Source organism: Streptomyces aurantiogriseus (assembly GCF_014649375.1).
GTDB classification, from domain to species: Bacteria; Actinomycetota; Actinomycetes; order Streptomycetales; family Streptomycetaceae; genus Streptomyces; species Streptomyces aurantiogriseus.
In genome coordinates, this window is sequence record NZ_BMSX01000006.1 from 241,070 (window position 1) to 257,213 (window position 16,144).

12 protein-coding genes and 1 pseudogene are annotated in these 16,144 nt (G+C 70.8%); 7 read left to right on the forward strand and 6 right to left on the reverse strand.

Annotation, left to right across the window (positions count from 1 at the left end; all coding sequences use genetic code 11):
- Positions 1-29 precede the first annotated feature (29 nt).
- Genes IE263_RS15705 through IE263_RS15720 form a run of 4 tightly spaced genes read left to right on the forward strand, consistent with a single transcriptional unit; the run spans position 30 to position 5,258 of the window.
- Entirely contained in the window at positions 30-1,526 is a 1,497-nt protein-coding gene (locus IE263_RS15705; RefSeq protein WP_189936718.1) for a CoA-acylating methylmalonate-semialdehyde dehydrogenase, read from the forward strand.
- Positions 1,527-1,562: 36 nt separating this feature from the next.
- Entirely contained in the window at positions 1,563-3,008 is a 1,446-nt protein-coding gene (locus IE263_RS15710) for a sugar porter family MFS transporter (protein ID WP_189936720.1), read from the forward strand.
- A 28-nt stretch (positions 3,009-3,036) separates the two neighbouring features.
- The gene (locus IE263_RS15715; RefSeq protein WP_189936722.1) at positions 3,037-4,233 is read left to right on the forward strand and encodes a Gfo/Idh/MocA family protein; all 1,197 of its coding nucleotides are present in this window, start codon (positions 3,037-3,039) and stop codon (positions 4,231-4,233) included.
- A gap of 26 nt (positions 4,234-4,259) precedes the next feature.
- Positions 4,260-5,258 (forward strand): sugar phosphate isomerase/epimerase family protein, encoded by a 999-nt coding sequence (locus IE263_RS15720; protein ID WP_189936724.1) that lies wholly within the window; start codon positions 4,260-4,262, stop codon positions 5,256-5,258.
- Positions 5,259-5,617: 359 nt separating this feature from the next.
- Here IE263_RS15720 and IE263_RS50010 read toward each other — a convergent pair.
- From IE263_RS50010 to IE263_RS15735, 3 genes and pseudogenes are all read right to left on the reverse strand, one after another.
- Positions 5,618-5,857, reverse strand: a pseudogene (locus tag IE263_RS50010) (LysR substrate-binding domain-containing protein); the annotation flags it as partial.
- 358 nt (positions 5,858-6,215) lie between these two features.
- Entirely contained in the window at positions 6,216-8,885 is a 2,670-nt protein-coding gene (locus IE263_RS15730) for a YfhO family protein (RefSeq protein WP_373311985.1), read from the reverse strand.
- A gap of 281 nt (positions 8,886-9,166) precedes the next feature.
- A complete protein-coding gene (locus tag IE263_RS15735; RefSeq protein ID WP_189936726.1) occupies positions 9,167-11,665 on the reverse strand; it encodes an alpha-L-arabinofuranosidase family protein in 2,499 nt (832 codons plus the stop codon).
- A gap of 136 nt (positions 11,666-11,801) precedes the next feature.
- Here IE263_RS15735 and IE263_RS15740 point away from each other — a divergent pair, with 136 nt between their 5' ends.
- Positions 11,802-12,311 carry a DUF6314 family protein gene (locus tag IE263_RS15740; protein ID WP_229911003.1) on the forward strand — a complete coding sequence of 170 codons (510 nt, stop codon included), beginning with the start codon at positions 11,802-11,804 and terminating at the stop codon, positions 12,309-12,311.
- Here IE263_RS15740 and IE263_RS15745 read toward each other — a convergent pair.
- Genes IE263_RS15745 through IE263_RS15755 form a run of 3 tightly spaced genes read right to left on the reverse strand, consistent with a single transcriptional unit; the run spans position 12,293 to position 14,862 of the window.
- On the reverse strand, positions 12,293-12,886 hold the full coding sequence (locus IE263_RS15745; RefSeq protein ID WP_189936728.1) for a histidine phosphatase family protein: 594 nt from the start codon (positions 12,884-12,886) through the stop codon (positions 12,293-12,295). The genes IE263_RS15740 and IE263_RS15745 overlap by 19 nt on opposite strands.
- A gap of 31 nt (positions 12,887-12,917) precedes the next feature.
- Complete coding sequence (locus IE263_RS15750; RefSeq protein WP_189936730.1) at positions 12,918-13,385, reverse strand: GNAT family N-acetyltransferase; 468 nt, start codon at positions 13,383-13,385, stop codon at positions 12,918-12,920.
- A gap of 10 nt (positions 13,386-13,395) precedes the next feature.
- On the reverse strand, positions 13,396-14,862 hold the full coding sequence (locus tag IE263_RS15755) for an aminotransferase-like domain-containing protein (RefSeq protein WP_189936733.1): 1,467 nt from the start codon (positions 14,860-14,862) through the stop codon (positions 13,396-13,398).
- Here IE263_RS15755 and IE263_RS15760 point away from each other — a divergent pair.
- Positions 14,861-15,829, forward strand: a complete 969-nt coding sequence (locus IE263_RS15760) for a DMT family transporter (RefSeq protein WP_189936735.1) — start codon at positions 14,861-14,863, stop codon at positions 15,827-15,829. The genes IE263_RS15755 and IE263_RS15760 overlap by 2 nt on opposite strands.
- A gap of 93 nt (positions 15,830-15,922) precedes the next feature.
- Positions 15,923-16,135, forward strand: coding sequence for a DUF1918 domain-containing protein (locus IE263_RS15765; RefSeq protein WP_189936737.1), 213 nt, complete (start codon positions 15,923-15,925; stop codon positions 16,133-16,135).
- Positions 16,136-16,144: the final 9 nt, after the last annotated feature.

Consider the following 16,144-nt stretch of genomic DNA (forward strand, 5'->3'; position numbering starts at 1 on the left):
GACCCCGTCCCCGCAAAGGAAACGTCACCGTGACAACCATCGAGCACTGGATCAACGGCTCCCTCACCCAGGGGGCCGCCACCGCCACCCAGCCGGTGTTCAACCCGGCCACCGGCGCCGAGCAGGCCCAGGTCCTCCTCGGCGGCGGCGCGGACGTGGACGCCGCGGTCCAGGTCGCGTCCGCCGCGTTCGAGACGTGGTCGGAGTCCTCGCTCACCCAGCGCACCCAGGTCATGTTCAACTTCCGCCAGCTGCTCCTGGAGCACGAGGAGGAACTCGGCCGGATCATCTCCGCCGAGCACGGCAAGACCGTCGACGACGCGCGTGGTGAGATCACCCGCGGCCGCGAGGTCGTGGAGTTCGCCTGCGGCCTCGGTGACGTGCTGAAGGGCTCCTTCTCCGACCAGGTCTCGCGCGGTGTTGACGTGCACAACTTCCGCCAGCCGCTGGGAGTGGTGGCCGGTATCACTCCGTTCAACTTCCCCGCCATGGTGCCGCTGTGGATGCACCCGATCGCCATCGCGACCGGCAACACCTTCATCCTCAAGCCGTCCGAACGCGACCCGTCGGCCGCGAACTTCGTCGCCGACCTGTACAAGAAGGCCGGACTGCCCGACGGTGTATTCAACGTCGTCCACGGCGGCAAGCCGGCCGTCGACGCCATCCTCACCCACCCCAGCATCGAGGCCGTCTCCTTCGTCGGGTCCACGCCGATCGCCAAGTACGTCCACGAGCAGGCCACCGCCCACGGCAAGCGCGTCCAGGCCCTCGGCGGCGCCAAGAACCACGCCGTCGTCCTGCCCGACGCCGACCTCGAGTTCGCCGCCAACCACATCACCGCCGGCGCCTACGGCTCCGCCGGCGAACGCTGCATGGCCGTCTCGGTCGCCGTCGCCGTTGGCGACGCCGCCGACGGGCTCGTCGAGATCCTCGAACGCAAGGCCCGCGAAGTGAAGGTCGGCCCCGGTGACCAGCCCGGCACGGAGATGGGCCCGCTGGTGACCAAGGCAGCCCAGGAGCGCGTGGAGAACGCCGTCGGTACGGCCGCCGCCCAGGGCGCCACCGTCGTCGTCGACGGCCGCGACCTGAAGATCGAGGGCCATGAGGAGGGCTTCTTCACCGGCCCCTCCCTCCTTGACCACGTCACCACCGAGATGCAGGCGTACAAGGAGGAGCTGTTCGGCCCGGTCCTCGCCATCGTCCGCACCGACACTCTCGATGAGGCCATCGACCTCATCAACGCCAACCCCTACGGCAACGGCACCGCCCTGTTCACCGCTTCCGGCGAAGCGGCCCGCCGCTTCCAGCGCAACATCCACATCGGCATGATCGGCATCAACGTCCCCGTCCCGGTCCCGATGTCGTACTACTCCTTCGGCGGCTGGAAGGACTCCCTCATCGGCGACTCTCCCATCCACGGCCCCGAAGGCATCCGCTTCTACACCCGCCCCAAGGTCGTCACCACCCGCTGGCCCCAGCAGAGCCAGCAGGTCAGCGCCGGCTTCAACTTCCCGACCTCCAACTGACATCCCCCCACACCCACCAACCGCTAGGAGGTGGCCATGGACGTCAGGGACGACGCCCTCCAGGCCTCCACACCGAGCACCGCCGCCACAGGCAGCCATTCCTCCCCCCACGTCTACCGGCGGCTACGAACCATCACCGTCATCGCCACGTTCGGTGGACTGCTCTTCGGCTACGACACCGGCGTCATCTCCGGTGCGCTGCCCTTCATGTCACTCTCGCCCGAGGAGGGCGGGCTGGGGCTGACCCCGCTGACCGAGGGGATCGTCGCGTCGTCGCTCGTGCTCGGTGCGGCGTTCGGGGCCCTTTTCGGTGGCCGGCTCTGTGACCGCTACGGGCGCAAGCGGACCATCCTCGGGCTCGCAGTGCTGTTCTTCGTCGGGGCACTGGGCACCGCTCTGGCGCCGGAGCTTGCGGTGATGGTGCTCTTCCGTGTGCTGCTGGGTCTCGCCGTGGGCGGTGCGTCCGCGACGGTGCCGGTCTTCATCGCCGAACTGGCTCCGGCCGACCGCCGCGGGCGGCTGGTGACCCAGAACGAACTGATGATCGTGACGGGCCAGTTGCTGGCGTACACCTCGAACGCGGTCATCGCCAAGACTGTGGGCGAGGGTGGCGTGTGGCGGTGGATGCTCGCGATCGCCACGGTCCCCGCCGTGCTGCTGTGGGTCGGGATGCTCTTCGTGCCTGAGTCGCCGCGCTGGCTGGCCTCTCGTGGCCGGTTCGACGACGCCCGCGGCACCCTGGGCCGGATTCGCGACCCACAGGACGTCGATGCCGAGTTCGCCGAGATCAAGCAGCGTGTCACCGCCGACGCCGCCGAGCCGCGGGCGGGCTGGCGGGACTTGGGCACACCGTGGGTGCGGCGCATCGTGATATTCGGGTTCGGGCTGGCGTCTCTGACTCAGCTCACCGGCGTCAACTCGATCATGTACTTCGCGCCGACGATCCTGCTGGACACCGGGCTGGGCAGGCAGGCGGCGCTGACCGCCACCATCGCCAACGGCGTCGTGGCCGTCCTCGCCGTATCAACGGGCATGTGGCTGCTGGGGCGGTACGGCCGGCGCCCGATGCTGCTGACCGGCCAGGTCGGCGTCACCGTCTCCCTCTTGCTGATCGCGTTCTGCTTCCTGGTCCTACCCGAATCGACGGCCCGCAGTTACCTGGTGCTCGCCTCGATGCTGACCTTCCTGCTGTTCATGCAGGGATGCATCGCGACCGTGTTCTGGCTGATGCTCTCGGAGATCTTCCCGCTCCGGCTGCGCGGCTTCGCCATGGGCACGGCCGTCTTCGGCACCTGGATGGCCAACTTCGTGGTCACGCTGGTGTTCCCGCCGCTGATCAACGCGGTCGGCGGGATCACGTTCCTGCTGTTCGCGGCGGTCAACGCCGTCACATTCCTCTACTACCTCCGCACCGTCCCCGAGACCCGCGGCCGCTCGATGGAAGACATCGAGTCCCATTTCCGACGGCAGTTCGCCGCCTGATCACTCGTTCATTTGAAAGGCACCCGCCATGACCACCTCCGCCAAACCCCTCTCCGTCGCGGTGATCGGAGCCGGTATGGCCGGCCGCAGCCACGCGGCCGGATACCGCAACGTCAACACGGTCTTCGGGGCCGGCCTGCCGCCGGTCCGGCTGGCCGCGATCGCCGACGCCAACACCGCGCTCGGCGAGGACGCCGCGCGTCGCTACGGCTTCGAGAAGGCACTCCCGAGCTGGGAGGCCGTGGCCGAGGACCCGACGATCGACGCCGTCAGCATCGTCGTCGGCAATGCTCTGCACCGCCCGATCGCCGAGGCGCTGGTCGCCGCCGGCAAGCATGTGCTGTGCGAGAAGCCGCTGGCCGGGTCGATGGAAGACGCCCGCGCGATGGCCGAGCTGGAGCGCACCGCCGAGGTCGTGACTGCGGTCGGCTACACATTCCGTCGTGCCCCCGGCATCGCCGCGATCCGCGAGCATGTGCGAGCCGGTGAGCTGGGTGACCTCACGCTGTTCAGCGGCCGCTACTGGTGTGACTACGCGACCGACCCGAACGGGCCGCTGAGCTGGCGGTTCAAGGGCGGCCCGGGTTCGGGTGCGCTGGGGGACGTCGGCTCGCACGTCATCGACGCGGCCGAGTACGTGGCCGGGCCGATCGCCTCGGTCTCGGGTGCCTCGCTGTCGACGCAGATCACCAAGCGGCCGCTGCCACTGGGCGCGGTCGTCGGGCACAACGCGGCTCCCGTTTCGGAGGAGTTCGGCGAGGTCGAGAACGAGGACACCGCGACCTTCACGGCCCGCTTCGAGTCCGGTCTTGTCGGCACCTTCTCGGTGACGCGCACCGGCTTCGGCCTGCCCAACGGGCTGTTCTTCGACGTGCTGGGCGTCGACGGGCGGGCCGCGTTCGACCAGCACCGGCCCGCCGAGTACCTCTTCGACGACGCACAGCCCGACGCCCGTACGCGCGGTGCCCGGCAGATCATCGCCGGTCCGAACCTGCCGTACTTCGCGGGCGGTGTCCCGATGGAGGCGCCGGGTGTGGGTGCCAGCAACGCCGACAACTTCACCTACCAAGCCCGGGCCTTCCTGGACCAGGTCGCTGGAGTCGCCGAGCCGCTGCCGGCCTGCGCCACCTTCGCCGACGCGCTGCGCACGATGGAGATCATCCAGGCCGTCGTCGAGTCCTCCCACAACGACGGTGCCGCCGTCGCCGTTCCGCCCGTCGCCTGATTCTCACGTATCGAAGGAGATACCCGATGGCCCTCAAGCTCGGCGCCTACACCGCCTGTCTGCACGACCGCACCCTCACCGAGGCCCTCGACATCTTCAAGGAGAACGGTCTGACCTCGGTCGAGGTCAACACCGGCGGCTTCATCCCCTCCCCGCACTGCCCGGTCGACCTGCTGCTGTCCTCGGCCAAGGCGCGCGAGGAGTACCTGGCGACGTTCGCCGACCGCGGGATGGAGCTGACCGGCCTCAACTGCAACGGCAACCCGCTCAACCCGCTCCCCGGCGTCGGCCCCAAGCACGCCGACGACCTGCGCCGCACGATCCGCCTCGCGGGCCTGCTGGGCGTCAGGCACGTGGTCACCATGTCCGGTACGCCGGGCTCGGACCCGGACGCCAAGTACCCCTCCTGGGTGGTGAATCCGTGGGACGGCGTCTACATGGACGTCCTGGACTACCAGTGGGGTGTGGCCGTCGAGTTCTGGAAGGAGATCGACGCGCTGGCCCGGGAGAACGACGTCCGGGTCGCCATCGAGATGCACCCGCACAACCTCGTTTTCTCGCCGGTCACCCTGAAGCGGCTGGTCGAGGCGGGGGGTCTGACGAACGTCGGCGCCGAGATGGACCCCTCCCACCTGATGTGGCAGGGCATGGATGTCATCGCGTCCATCAAGTGGCTCGGTCCGCTGGTGTTCCACGCCGCCGCGAAGGATGCGACGCTCTGCCCGGGCGCCGACATCCGCGGCGTGCTGGACACGTCGTTCACCCGCGTGCCGGCCGACGCGCCGGGCAAGGTGCCGACCGGCTACGGCTTCTGGTGCAACGCGTGGCCGGAGAACCCGGCCTGGAAGTTCGTCGCCGTGGGCCTCGGCAACGACGTCCCGTTCTGGACCGAGTTCCTGCGCGCCCTCGCCGAGATCGACCCCGACATCGCGGTGAACATCGAGCACGAGGACGCCGCCTACTCCCAGACCGAGGGGCTCGCCCTGGCCGCCAAGAACCTCCACAGCGCCGCCGCAGCCCTGTAACCCACATCCTGCGCGGGCCCGTTCTCGTGAGCTGCGAGAACGGGCCCACGCCAAGCCGGCGTATCAGGGCGCGGCGAGGGAGCCGCGACGGACAGCAAGGCCAAGCAAGGTGGCCGCCTTCGCCCGGAAGCAAGACCCAGCACACCACAAGGGACGGCGACTTTGAATTCGTCGTAGACAACGGCCCTGGCTGGAGGCCATCTCTCGGCCACCTCCCGGCAGTTCCGACGTCGACACCGGGATCCGCCCTTGCGGCCAATGGCACCCGCTGACGCCAATGAAAGCTGCTCGGCCGGTGAGGTCGATCAGTTGAGTCTTTCGTCCGCGGGAGGCGGGCGCAGCAGGGCTGCGTGCTTCACTCAAATGATTGAGTTCTCGGCCGCCGAGTGCGGGAGGTCCAGCAGGGCCCGCAGCGGGGCCGACGAGTGCGGGCCGGCGCGCCAGACCAACGCTTTGGCATAGGGGATACGAGGCGTCACCGGCACCACGATGATCCGCGGATCCCCGGTGATACCCCGGGCGCCTCCTGCCGCGAGAGCAATGCCGACACCGGCGGCGACGAGTTCCAGCTGCAGTGCGACGTGGTTGGTGGCATAGGCGGGCCGAAACGGGACCTAGGCGTCCTCGAAGGCCGTACGCAGACGGGGATACAGGCCATTCTTGATGCAGCCGAAGAATTCACAGCGGCCAGCACCAAGCACCTCCTTGCGTCACGGTAGCGCCGAGGACTGACAACGGACGCTTCTCCCCAACCCCGAACGCCCGACGACTACGGGATCGAGTTCGCCAGGCGCTCGGCATCGCCGACGAGGAACCGGCTCACCCCGTTACTCACGCACAGTGAGCATCCAAGCCGATGATTCGCCAACTATCCCTCTCATGATTCGCCAACAAGAATTCTCCATGCGCTCCCGACCTGCGCGTCTCAGACCATGATTCGCCAACTAAAGTTCTCGGTCACACCGGGTCCTGCCGCCGACGGACGGCCGTGAGGGTCGCGAACAGGATCAGGCCCAGCAGTGACATTCCCCCGACCACCATGCCCAACCGCATACCGGGCGGGTGGAACGTGCAGGTGAGACGCTTCGAGGAACCGTCGAGGGGCACAGCGATCAACCCGTAGTGGTCACCCGCGGGTACGGCGGGATCGTCACCCGTGGCGCAGCGCCACCCGGCGGTCCGGGGGACCGCGACGACGGCGGTTCCCAGGCTGCCGGCGGGGAGCTGGGCGCGGAGGGTGCCGTCGTCCACGGTCACCGCGGTGGCGCCGGTGGCCGTGAGCCCTTCGGCGGCGGCACGCAGCCGTGCGGTGTCCAGGCAGCCGACCGCCCCGTCCGGGACGGTGCCCGTCCGGTTGGGCGACAGCTCGATGCGCAGGTGTCCGGAGGCGGGGACCGTGCCGAGCCGCTGCATGGCGGCGATCTTGGTGACGGGGTGGTCGGACCGGAACCGCCCGGTCAGGCCGCCGGCGGAGTCACCGGTCAGCCGTGCGGTGCCCGAGAAGTGCGGCGCCCACAGGTACACCTCGCTGCCCGCCGGGCACCGGGCCGTGATCGTCGGCTTCCCTTCGGCGGTCCCGGGCCGGGGAGCGCCGATGCGCAGACCCGGCCGCTCGTCGTCACTGCGGTCCGCGGCATTCCCGGCGGCGGTCCGCACCGTGAGCCGGGGCACGGTGTAGACACGGGTTCCCAGCAGCAGTTCCTGGTTGCGGTACGGCGACGGCCCGAAGGCGGACACGCCCGTGTGGGCGGAGGTGCCGGCCGGTCGTACCGTCACCAGGGGCGGTACGTCCTGCCGGGACACGGTCACTCGGCTGCCGTCCTGCGGGAACCAGTTCTGATGCGGGTCCGGCGGGGAGTGCACCCGCGCGCCGACGGAGAAGATCACGTCCGTGACGGCGTTGTCCAGGCTCTGCTCGCTGCGGCCTCCCGAGGTCCAGCCGCCGCCGAGGGCGGGGAGCAGGCGGAAGAGCACGTCGGAGGTGTGGCTGCTGTAGTACTGGGCGCCCTGGCCGCCCACCATCAGCGGGTCGTTGCCGACGGTCTGCTCCCGGCCCGGGTCGGTGCGGTACCGGGGCCAGCCGTCGGCCTGCGCGATCGCCTCCGCCTGCTGCTGCCGCCGGTCTCCCCAGGGCGCGTAGTCGTCCATGTGCCCGAGCCGCAGCCGGGTGGCCACGGCGGAGGTGGCGGTGGCCTCGCCGAGCTGCGTGCCGAGGAGCAACACCACGGCGAACACGGCCGGCGCGGTGCGGCGCCCGTTGCCGAGGGGAGGTGCCCCGTCCGTGCGGCCGAGCAGGGCCAGCCCGACCAGCGTGCCCGCGGCGGCCAGGAGGAGCACCGGCCACGCGAAGGGGCGCACCAGGTCGCTTCGGCTCGCGAGGGCGGCGATCAGGGCGAGCAGCGTGCCCGCCGCGCACAGCGCGCGCCGGTCGGGCGGGCCGTACGAGAGCGCGTGCCAGGCCGCGATCACCAGCAGGGCGCACACCACGAAGGTCTGGCGGTACGCACTGCCCTGCGGGGTGGCGAAGGCGTGCCAGAGCAGCTGGGTCGGGCCCCACTGCATCGACAGCGTCACCCCCACCACCAGCAGCGTCCACCCGGTGCGCACCCGCGCGGGAGCCGACCGGTGGAAGGGCAGGGCGAGGGCGAGCAGCAGCGCCGTGGTGCCCACGTAGAGGGCGGGCGAACCGAAGCTGTACGTCGTCGGCAGCAGCCGGGCCAGCAGGTCCTCCGTCGCCACCGGCGCGAAGTCCCGGAATCTGCCCGGGGAGGCGTGCGAGCTGCCGAAGTACACCACCGTCACCAGCGGTGCGGCCAGGCCCGTGCCGAGGACGAAGGTCAGGCCGGCCCGGCCCGCCGCGGCGAGCGTCCGCCGGCGCGGGAGTCCGGAGATCCACAGCCGCACCAGCACCACGAGACCGGCGGCGAGGGTGGCCATGTACGCCGTGTAGAAGTTGGCGATCCAGGCCGCCGTCACGACCACCACCCCGAGGACCGGACGCCGTCCGTGCAGCGTCCATTCGCCGACCAGGCACAGCAGGGGCAGGGCGATCAGGCCGTCGAGCCACATCACGTTGTACACGGCGCTCGCCACGGTCCAGCCGCACAGGGCGTAGGACGCGCCCAGCAGTCCCGCCGCCCACCAGCGGCAGGGCCGCAGGCGCAGCAGCAGCCAGGCCATGGCGGCACCGGCGCACGCGATCTTCAGCACGGTGATCACGTACACCGCGAGGTCGATCTCGTCCCGCGGGAACACCGCGACGAGCAGGGCGAACGGGCTGGTGAGGTACGTGCCGAGGTCGGGGAGGAAACTCGAGCCGAATCCTGACTGCCAGTTCACGAGGAGGCCGCCGTCGGCCCTTCCGTGCAGCAGGTCCCACAGGTGTGCGTGGAACGGCAGGTACTGGTTGCCCAGGTCGTTGACGCTCCGGGTGCGGGGGCCGAAGGGGAAGCTGCGGGCGACGGCGTCGGCGGCGCAGAGCGCGGTCACGGCGATGACGGCCGCGAGCAGGGCGGCTCGCCGCGGCCCGGTCGGGCGGGGCAGCCGGAACCAGGCGAGCCGGGCTCCGGGGGCTCTGTCGCCGTCGGCGGCCGGTGTCGTCGGCTCCGGAGAGGTTGTCGATGTCACGGTCGGGCAGGCCCCCAGAGAATTCGGCAAGCGCCGGGACGATTCGCCGAATCAGACGGGTGATCCTGCCGGTTGGTTGTGTCTCCACGGAAAGAAGCGGAGGGAATTCCGCATACGAGTCCAGGCCTTTTGAGGAATTCCGTGACCGCCGGGGAAACAGGAAATGTCCCGCACATGATGCGAGGATTAAGAAAATCGACGGGGAATGAGCGCGGGCCGCGCGAAGGCCCTGGTGGGGGCGTCCGCGCGGCCCGGCGGTACTTCCTTGGGGGTGAGCCCGCCTACCTCTGCCTGATCCGCAGGAAGGTGACGGAGTTCGCCGGGAAGGTGTACGTGAACTTGGCGGCGACTCCGGAGAAGGTCGACGGTACCGGCGTGACCGGCGTGTCCGTCTCGGTGTTCACCTCGTTCTCGCCGGCGGCCAGCGTGGTGACCCGGGCCTGGGAGGCGACCTTCGCGCCGCCGAGGTCGATCGCGGTGCGGGCGGCCGAGGCCTGGGCATTGACCACCTTGACGATCAGGTCACCCGTACTGGCGTCCTTGGTGACGACCTGCCGGAACGGCTCGGCCGGCTTGTTGTCGGTGAAGCTGCCCCACTCCTTGCCGTCGAGGTAGAGGGTCACCTGGCGGCCCCTGACCTTGATGTCGATGTCGTAGGCACGGCCCGTCTCGACCGACCCGGCCTTGGTGATGAGCGTGCCCTTGCCACCGTCCACGGCCTGCTCGACGGCGGACTGGGTGTTGTTCCAGCCGCCCAGGTTCCACCAGTAGTAGTTGCCGGTGTCCTTGACGCCGAAGGCGACGAGGAAGCCCTCCTTGCCGGACTTCTTGGTGGCCTTCACATGCAGGTCGTAGTCCTGCCAGGCCGGGTCACCGGCCGTGACCATGGTGTTCTCGGCAGCCGTGTCCGTCTGGACGTACTGGCCGTCCTGGACGCTCCAGCTGCCGCCTCCGACGTGCTTCCACTTCGAGGCGTCACCGGAGAAGTCGTCGCTGAGCAGCGTCGAGCCGTCCGCGGCGGTCACCTTCACGTCGTCGTACGCCGCGCTGGTCGCCCACGTCGACAGGCCGACGGCACCGGCGATGGGGCCGCTGACGTCCGGTGTGGTGGTGGCCTTGGACGGGACCACGCGGTCGCCGACGTTGTTCATGAACAGCTTCTGGACCTCGTAGTTCGCCGAGCCCCAGGAGGCGCGGTTGTTGAACCAGATCATGTCCGGCCGCCACTGCACGTAGTCCTCGTTGGCGAGCAGCGGGGCGTACGAGGCGAGCTTGACGACGTCCGCGTTGCGCTCCAGGCCGGTCATGAACGCGGCCTCCGCGAGGGCGTTCTTCCAGGCGTTGCCCTGGGAGGCGTACTCACCGAGGAAGACCTTGGGGCCGTTGCGGTCGTAGGAGTCGTAGCGGTCGTTGTTCTGCAGGAACCACTGAGGGTTGTTGTAGTAGTGCTCGTCGACCATGTCGACGTCGCCCTCGCGGTTGAGCTTCCAGGCGGTGTCGAAGGTCGTGCCGCTGTCGTCGGGGCCGGAGTTGGAGACGACGGTGATGTCCGGGTACTTGGCCTCGATGGCGGCGCGGAACTTCTGGAAGCGGGCGAAGAACTCGTGGGGGAGGTTCTCCTCGTTGCCCACCCCGATGTGGGTGAGGTGGAAGGGCTTGGGGTGGCCCATCTCGGCGCGCACCTTGCCCCACTTCGACGTCGCCGGGCCGTTGGCGAACTCGATGAGGTCGAGGGTGTCCTGGATGTGCCGCTGGAGCAGCGCCTCGTCGTCGGTGGCCTTGTTCTGGCCGCAGCCGGTCACCAGGGCGGGGACGACGGGCAGCGGCATCGCGCCGACGTCCTCGGAGAAGCGGAAGTACTCGTAGTAGCCGAGGCCGTAACTCTGGTTGTAGCCCCAGAAGTTGGAGTTGGTGGCGCGCTGCTCTACGGGTCCGATGGTGTCCTTCCACTGGTAGGAGCGCTTGCGCTGCCACCCGGAGGCCTCGCTGTAGTCCTCCATGGAGCCGGTGTTGACCAGGCAGCCGCCGGGGAAGCGCACGAAGCCCGGGCGCAGGGCGGCGATCTTCTCGGCCAGGTCCTTGCGCAGGCCGTTCGGCTGGTTCTTGTAGGTGTCGCGCGGGAACAGCGACACCATGTCGAGGGCCGCCGCGTTCGAGGAGGCGACGGCGAGGCGGCCGCGGTTGCTGGTGCGGGTCGCGGTGAAGGTGGCCTTGTACTTCGCCCAGCCGCCCTTCACGGCCACCTGGCGGGCGGTCGCCAGCGTGCCCGCGGCGTCCTGCAGGGTGACGGTGAGGGTGGTGCCGCTCTCGGCGCGGGCCCAGACCGAGAAGTCGTACCTCTTGCCCTGCTCGACGCGGATGCCGGTGTTGTAGCCGGCGTTCGTCACGGACGAACCGGCGCCGAGGGAGAGGTAGTTGCGGTTGCGCTCGTTCAGCCGTCCGTCGTCGTTCACGGCCTGGGCCGCGCCGTCGACCGTCCAGGAGGTCAGTGGCGTGTACGAGGTGTTGTCGGCGGTGGAGTACTCGAAGGATCGGTTCTGCACGAGCTCGGCGTACAGGCCGCCGTCGGCGGCGCGGTTGATGTCCTCGAAGAAGACGCCGTACATCGTGTCGTCGATCTCGGCGCCCTTGGCGGCCGGGTCGACGGTGATCGCGTAGTCGGTGACGCCCTCGGCGTGCGCGGGGGCGGGGAGGAGGGCGGTGGCCGTCAGGAGGGCGGTGGTGGTGAGACCGAGTCTCCAGCGGGTGGTGCGGGTGGTACCGGTGGTGCTGCGTGACATGGATACTCCGCGGCTCTCTGTTCACAGATGTTCGAAATATCGGACCTTGATCAGCACTTCGAACGGCAAGATAGGGAGGGGGTCGGAGCGCGTCAATGGGGCGTGCAGCAACGGATGTGACGGAGGGCGGCGCGGGATGGGCGAGTTCTGGCCAGTGCCGGACGCGCTGGCGTACCTCGCCGGGAGGTGGCGGGTGGAGCGTTCGGTGCGGGATCTGACGAGCGGCGACGAGGGCAGGTTCACCGGCCGCACCGATTTCCGGCCGCTCGGTGAGGGCGGCGGTCTGCTGCACGAGGAGTCCGGCACCTTCGTCTGGCAGGGCGTGGCCCGGCCCGCCGAGCGGACCCTGCGCTTCCTGCCGGGGCCGACGCCCGGTACGGCGGACGTACGGTTCGCCGACGGTCGCCCCTTCCACGACCTGGACCTGACGACGGGACGGCATGTGGCCGACCACCCTTGCGCGGCGGACCTCTACCGGGGCGACTTCACCGTCCGGGACGCCGACCGCTGGCGGACGGTCTGGCGCGTGGGCGGCCCGGCGAAGGACCTCCTGCTCACCACGGACTACGTGCGCGAGAGCACCGACCACGAGCGCGAGAGCACCGGCTACGTCCGCGAGAGCACCGGCTACGTCCGCGAGGGCTGAACCGAGGCCCCCTCGAAGCGCAGGTTCCAACGCCCGCCCAGGCCGGTGACGGTGGTCGTCGACAGGGGCCGTACGTCGATGTTCCAGTACGTCGAGGGCGGCGCCTTGAGCGCGTACACCAGCGCGGCGCGGATCACGCTCGGCTCGGCCACGGCGACGATCCGGCCGCCGTCCTCCACGGGCCGTGTGTCGAGCCAGCCGCCCACCCGGGAGACGAACTCCAGCAGCGACTCACCGCCGTGCGGAGTGGCCCGCGGGTCGGCCAGCCAGGCGTCCACGGCCGACGGCTCCCGCGCCATCGCCTCACCCAGGGTGAGCCCACGCCAGCGGCCCATGTCGCAGTCCCGCAAGGCGAGTTGGACCAACGGCGCGTATCCGAGCGCGTCCCCGGTGGCGCGACTGCGCGGGGTCGGCGAGCAGTAGCGCAGCTCGGCCGCCGCGAGCGGCAGCAGTTCACCGCCCACGCGCAGCACCTCCTCCCAGCCCGCCTGGTCCAGCGGCCGGTCGTCCTCGAAGCGCTCGGCGAGCAGCGCGGAGCTGCGCGCGGCGGCGACAAACGTGACCCGGAGTGCCATGCGGTGATGGTGAGGCGCGCAAGTACGCAGGTCAAGGGATGTTGTGCGGCATTTTTTCGAAGCTTTCGAAAAGCAGCGCCATCCACTGGTCCGGCTTCGCCAGCGCCTCGAAGCCGATCTTCTCGTACACACCGTGCGCGTCGTGGGTGGCGAGCAGCATGCGGCGCAGCCCGAGCGGCAGCAGGTGGTCGCGTACGGCCGCGACGAGGGAGGTCCCGAGACCCTTCCCCCGCACCGCCGGATCCACGTACACGTCGCACAGCCAGGCGAACGTCGCCCGGTCCGTCACCACACGCGCGTAGGCGACCTGCTCCCCCGACGCCACGTCGTACACCCCGAAGTTCAGCGACCCGGCGATCGCCCGGTCCTGCTTCTCCCGCTCGCGCCCGAGCGCCCAGTACGCGTCCGTGGACAGCCAGCGGTGCACCCGCTCGGCGTCGATCCGGGCGGGGTCGGCGGAGATCTCGTAGCCCTCGGCGAGGGACGGCGTGTCGGTCATGGGGGGACCCTCACAGATCGCGCACCCCGTGTCGAACAGATTCCACGAGCACCTCGTCGCACGCCACCCGCAGCCGCCGCACCCCCTCCGCGATCTCCTCCGCCCCGGCGACCGCCGCGAAGCTCAACCGCACGTGCGGGGCCGGGGGTTCGGCGCTGAAGTACGGGCGGCCGGGGGTCAGGGCGACGCCCGCGCGCAGGGTCGCCGCCGTGAACGCGCCCTCGTCGGTGCCGTCGGGCAGGCGCAGCCAGAGGTGGTAGCCGCCGGACGGGACGTGCGGGAGGGAGAGTTCGGGCAGGTGCAGGGCCAGAGCGGACGTCACCGTGTCGCGCCGGGTCTTCAACTCGGCCGCGATCGACCGGAGATGCCGTGGCCAGGCGGGTGAGCCGACGAGTTCGAGCGCCGCCTCCTGGAGCGGGCGGGGCACGAAGAAGGTGTCGACGACCTGGATGGCGCGCAGCCGTTCCAGAACGGGGCCGCGGGCGGCCAGGGCGCTGACCCGGAAACTGGGCGAGGTCGCCTTGGTGAGCGAGCCGACGTGCACCACGACACCGTCGGGATCGTCCGCGGCGAGCGGGCGCGGCAGCGGCCCGGCGTCCTCGTGCGCGAGCCGCCGTACGAAGTCGTCCTCGACGACGAAGGCGCCCGCCTCCCGCGCGATGCGCAGCACCTCCCCGCGCCGGGCGGGGGCCAGGACGGCACCGGTCGGGTTCTGGAAGAGCGGCTGGCAGACGAAGACCCGGGCTCCGGTCGCCCGGAACGCGTCCGCGAGCAGCTCCGGCTTCACCCCGTCCGGGTCGACCGGCACCGGCACGGGCCGCAGCCCCGCCGAGCGGGCGATCGCCAGCATGCCGGGGTAGGTGGGCGATTCGACGAGCACCGGCGCGCCGGGCGGGGCCAGGGCGCGCAGGGCGGTGGTGAGCGCCGTCTGGCCGCCCGCGCTGACCAGGACCTCGGCCGCGGTGACGGCGCCGCCGATGGAGCGCGCGAACCACTCCCGCAGTTCCGGCAGGCCCTCCATCGGCGGCCGGCCCCAGGTGCCGGGGCGCCGACCCGCCCGTGCCAGGGCCGCGGACATCGCTCGTTCCGGCTGCAGCGAGGGGTGCAGGTAGCCGCCGTTGAACTCGATCACCCCGGGCGGCGGAGCGGCCAGCGAGACCGTGACGCCGGAGGCGTCCACCGAGCGCGGTACGAGGTCGGCGGCACCGTCCGCGCTCAGCGCGACCTCCTGCCACGAGGTGTCGCCGGGCGGCGCCGACGTCGTACGCGGCCGGGCGCGGAAGGCCCCGGCGCCGGGCCGGGTGACCACCAGCCCCTCGGCGACCAGGTGCGCCAGGGCGCGGGAGACGGTCACCGGGCTCACCCGGAACCGTTCGACGAGAGCCCGGCTCGACGGGAGCTTTCCACCGGGAGAGTAGCGGTCCAGCTCCCGCCGCAGCTGATCCGTCAGCTCACCCACACTGCTACGCTCATGCATGAAGACACAGAGTAGCGCTACTCCACCTTCCCCGATAGCAGTCACCACCGCGGGAACCGCACCGGGAACCGCCCCGCAGGCCACCCCGGGAACCGCCCCTCGGCGCCGGCCCGGCCTCGGTGGCACCCTCCAGGCCGGCCTCGGTGTCATCGCCTTCTCCCTCACCTTCCCCGCCACCGCCTGGGGCCTGGAGGGCTTCGGCCCCTGGTCGCTGGTCGCCGTGCGCTGCGTCCTGGCCGCGCTGATCGCCGGCGGCTGCCTGCTCGCACCCCGCGTCCCGCTGCCCGCCCGCCGGCACTGGCCGGGTCTCGCGGTCGTGGCCGCCGGGGTCGTCGTCGGCTTCCCGCTGCTCACCACGCTCGCCCTGCAGACGTCCACCACCGCGCACGCCGCGGTCGTCGTCGGTCTGCTGCCCCTGACCACGGCCCTGCTGTCCACCCTGCGCGTCGGCTCCCGCCCGTCGCGCACCTTCTGGGCGGCGGCGCTGGCGGGCGCGGTCGCGGTGGCGGCGTTCACCGTGCAGCAGAGCGGCGGCGCCCTGAGCACCGCCGACCTGTACCTGTTCGCGGCGCTGCTGGTGTGCGCGGCCGGCTACACCGAGGGCGGCCGGCTGGCCCGGATCATGCCGGGCTGGCAGGTCATCGGCTGGGCGCTGGTGCTCTGCCTGCCGCTCGCCCTGCCCGCCGCCGCGCTCGCCCTCGCCCACGAGCCGGTCCATGTGACCGCGCACAGCGTGGCCGGGCTGCTCTGGGTCGCGGCCGGCTCGCAGTTCGTCGGCCTGGTCGTCTGGTACCGGGGCATGGCGGCCATCGGCATCCCCAAGGCCAGCCAGTTGCAGTTGGCCCAGCCGCTGCTCACACTGGTGTGGTCGGTGCTGCTGCTGGGCGAGCACCTGACAGTGGCCGCCCCGCTGACGGCCGCGGCGGTGCTCGTCTGTATCGCCGTCACCCAGCGGGCGCGTGGCTGAAGGGGCCTCCCGGCCCACTTCCCACCACCGCTCGGCGCCGTAGACTCAAGGCCACGGACCGCTGCTCCCGCACTTGGTGAGGAGGCCCCTAAGATGCGTGCAACCGTGGGCGACCAGCTTGTCCAGCACGGCAGGGTGGTCGGCCAACACGACAAGGTCGGCGAGATCGTCGAAGTACTGGGCCAGGAAGGCAACCCCCCGTACCGCGTACGGTTCGAGGACGGGCACGAAGGACTGTGCTCACCCGGCCCCGACACCGAGATCCGCCACAAGGACTCCGGCAGGCGCTTCGGCCTCCGTCGGTAGTCCGGTAGA

What these genes read in the sequence shown, in the direction of transcription:
- IE263_RS15740 (WP_229911003.1), top strand. Translation starts at nt 11,802, where the DNA reads ATGGGCGAGTTCTGGCCAGTGCCGGACGCGCTGGCGTACCTCGCCGGG.
- IE263_RS15710 (WP_189936720.1), top strand. Translation starts at nt 1,563, where the DNA reads ATGGACGTCAGGGACGACGCCCTCCAGGCCTCCACACCGAGCACCGCC.
- IE263_RS15760 (WP_189936735.1), top strand. Translation starts at nt 14,861, where the DNA reads ATGAAGACACAGAGTAGCGCTACTCCACCTTCCCCGATAGCAGTCACC.
- IE263_RS15715 (WP_189936722.1), top strand. Translation starts at nt 3,037, where the DNA reads ATGACCACCTCCGCCAAACCCCTCTCCGTCGCGGTGATCGGAGCCGGT.
- IE263_RS15745 (WP_189936728.1), bottom strand. Translation starts at nt 12,886, where the DNA reads ATGGCACTCCGGGTCACGTTTGTCGCCGCCGCGCGCAGCTCCGCGCTG.
- IE263_RS15755 (WP_189936733.1), bottom strand. Translation starts at nt 14,862, where the DNA reads ATGCATGAGCGTAGCAGTGTGGGTGAGCTGACGGATCAGCTGCGGCGG.
- IE263_RS15720 (WP_189936724.1), top strand. Translation starts at nt 4,260, where the DNA reads ATGGCCCTCAAGCTCGGCGCCTACACCGCCTGTCTGCACGACCGCACC.
- IE263_RS15735 (WP_189936726.1), bottom strand. Translation starts at nt 11,665, where the DNA reads ATGTCACGCAGCACCACCGGTACCACCCGCACCACCCGCTGGAGACTC.
- IE263_RS15765 (WP_189936737.1), top strand. Translation starts at nt 15,923, where the DNA reads ATGCGTGCAACCGTGGGCGACCAGCTTGTCCAGCACGGCAGGGTGGTC.
- IE263_RS15750 (WP_189936730.1), bottom strand. Translation starts at nt 13,385, where the DNA reads ATGACCGACACGCCGTCCCTCGCCGAGGGCTACGAGATCTCCGCCGAC.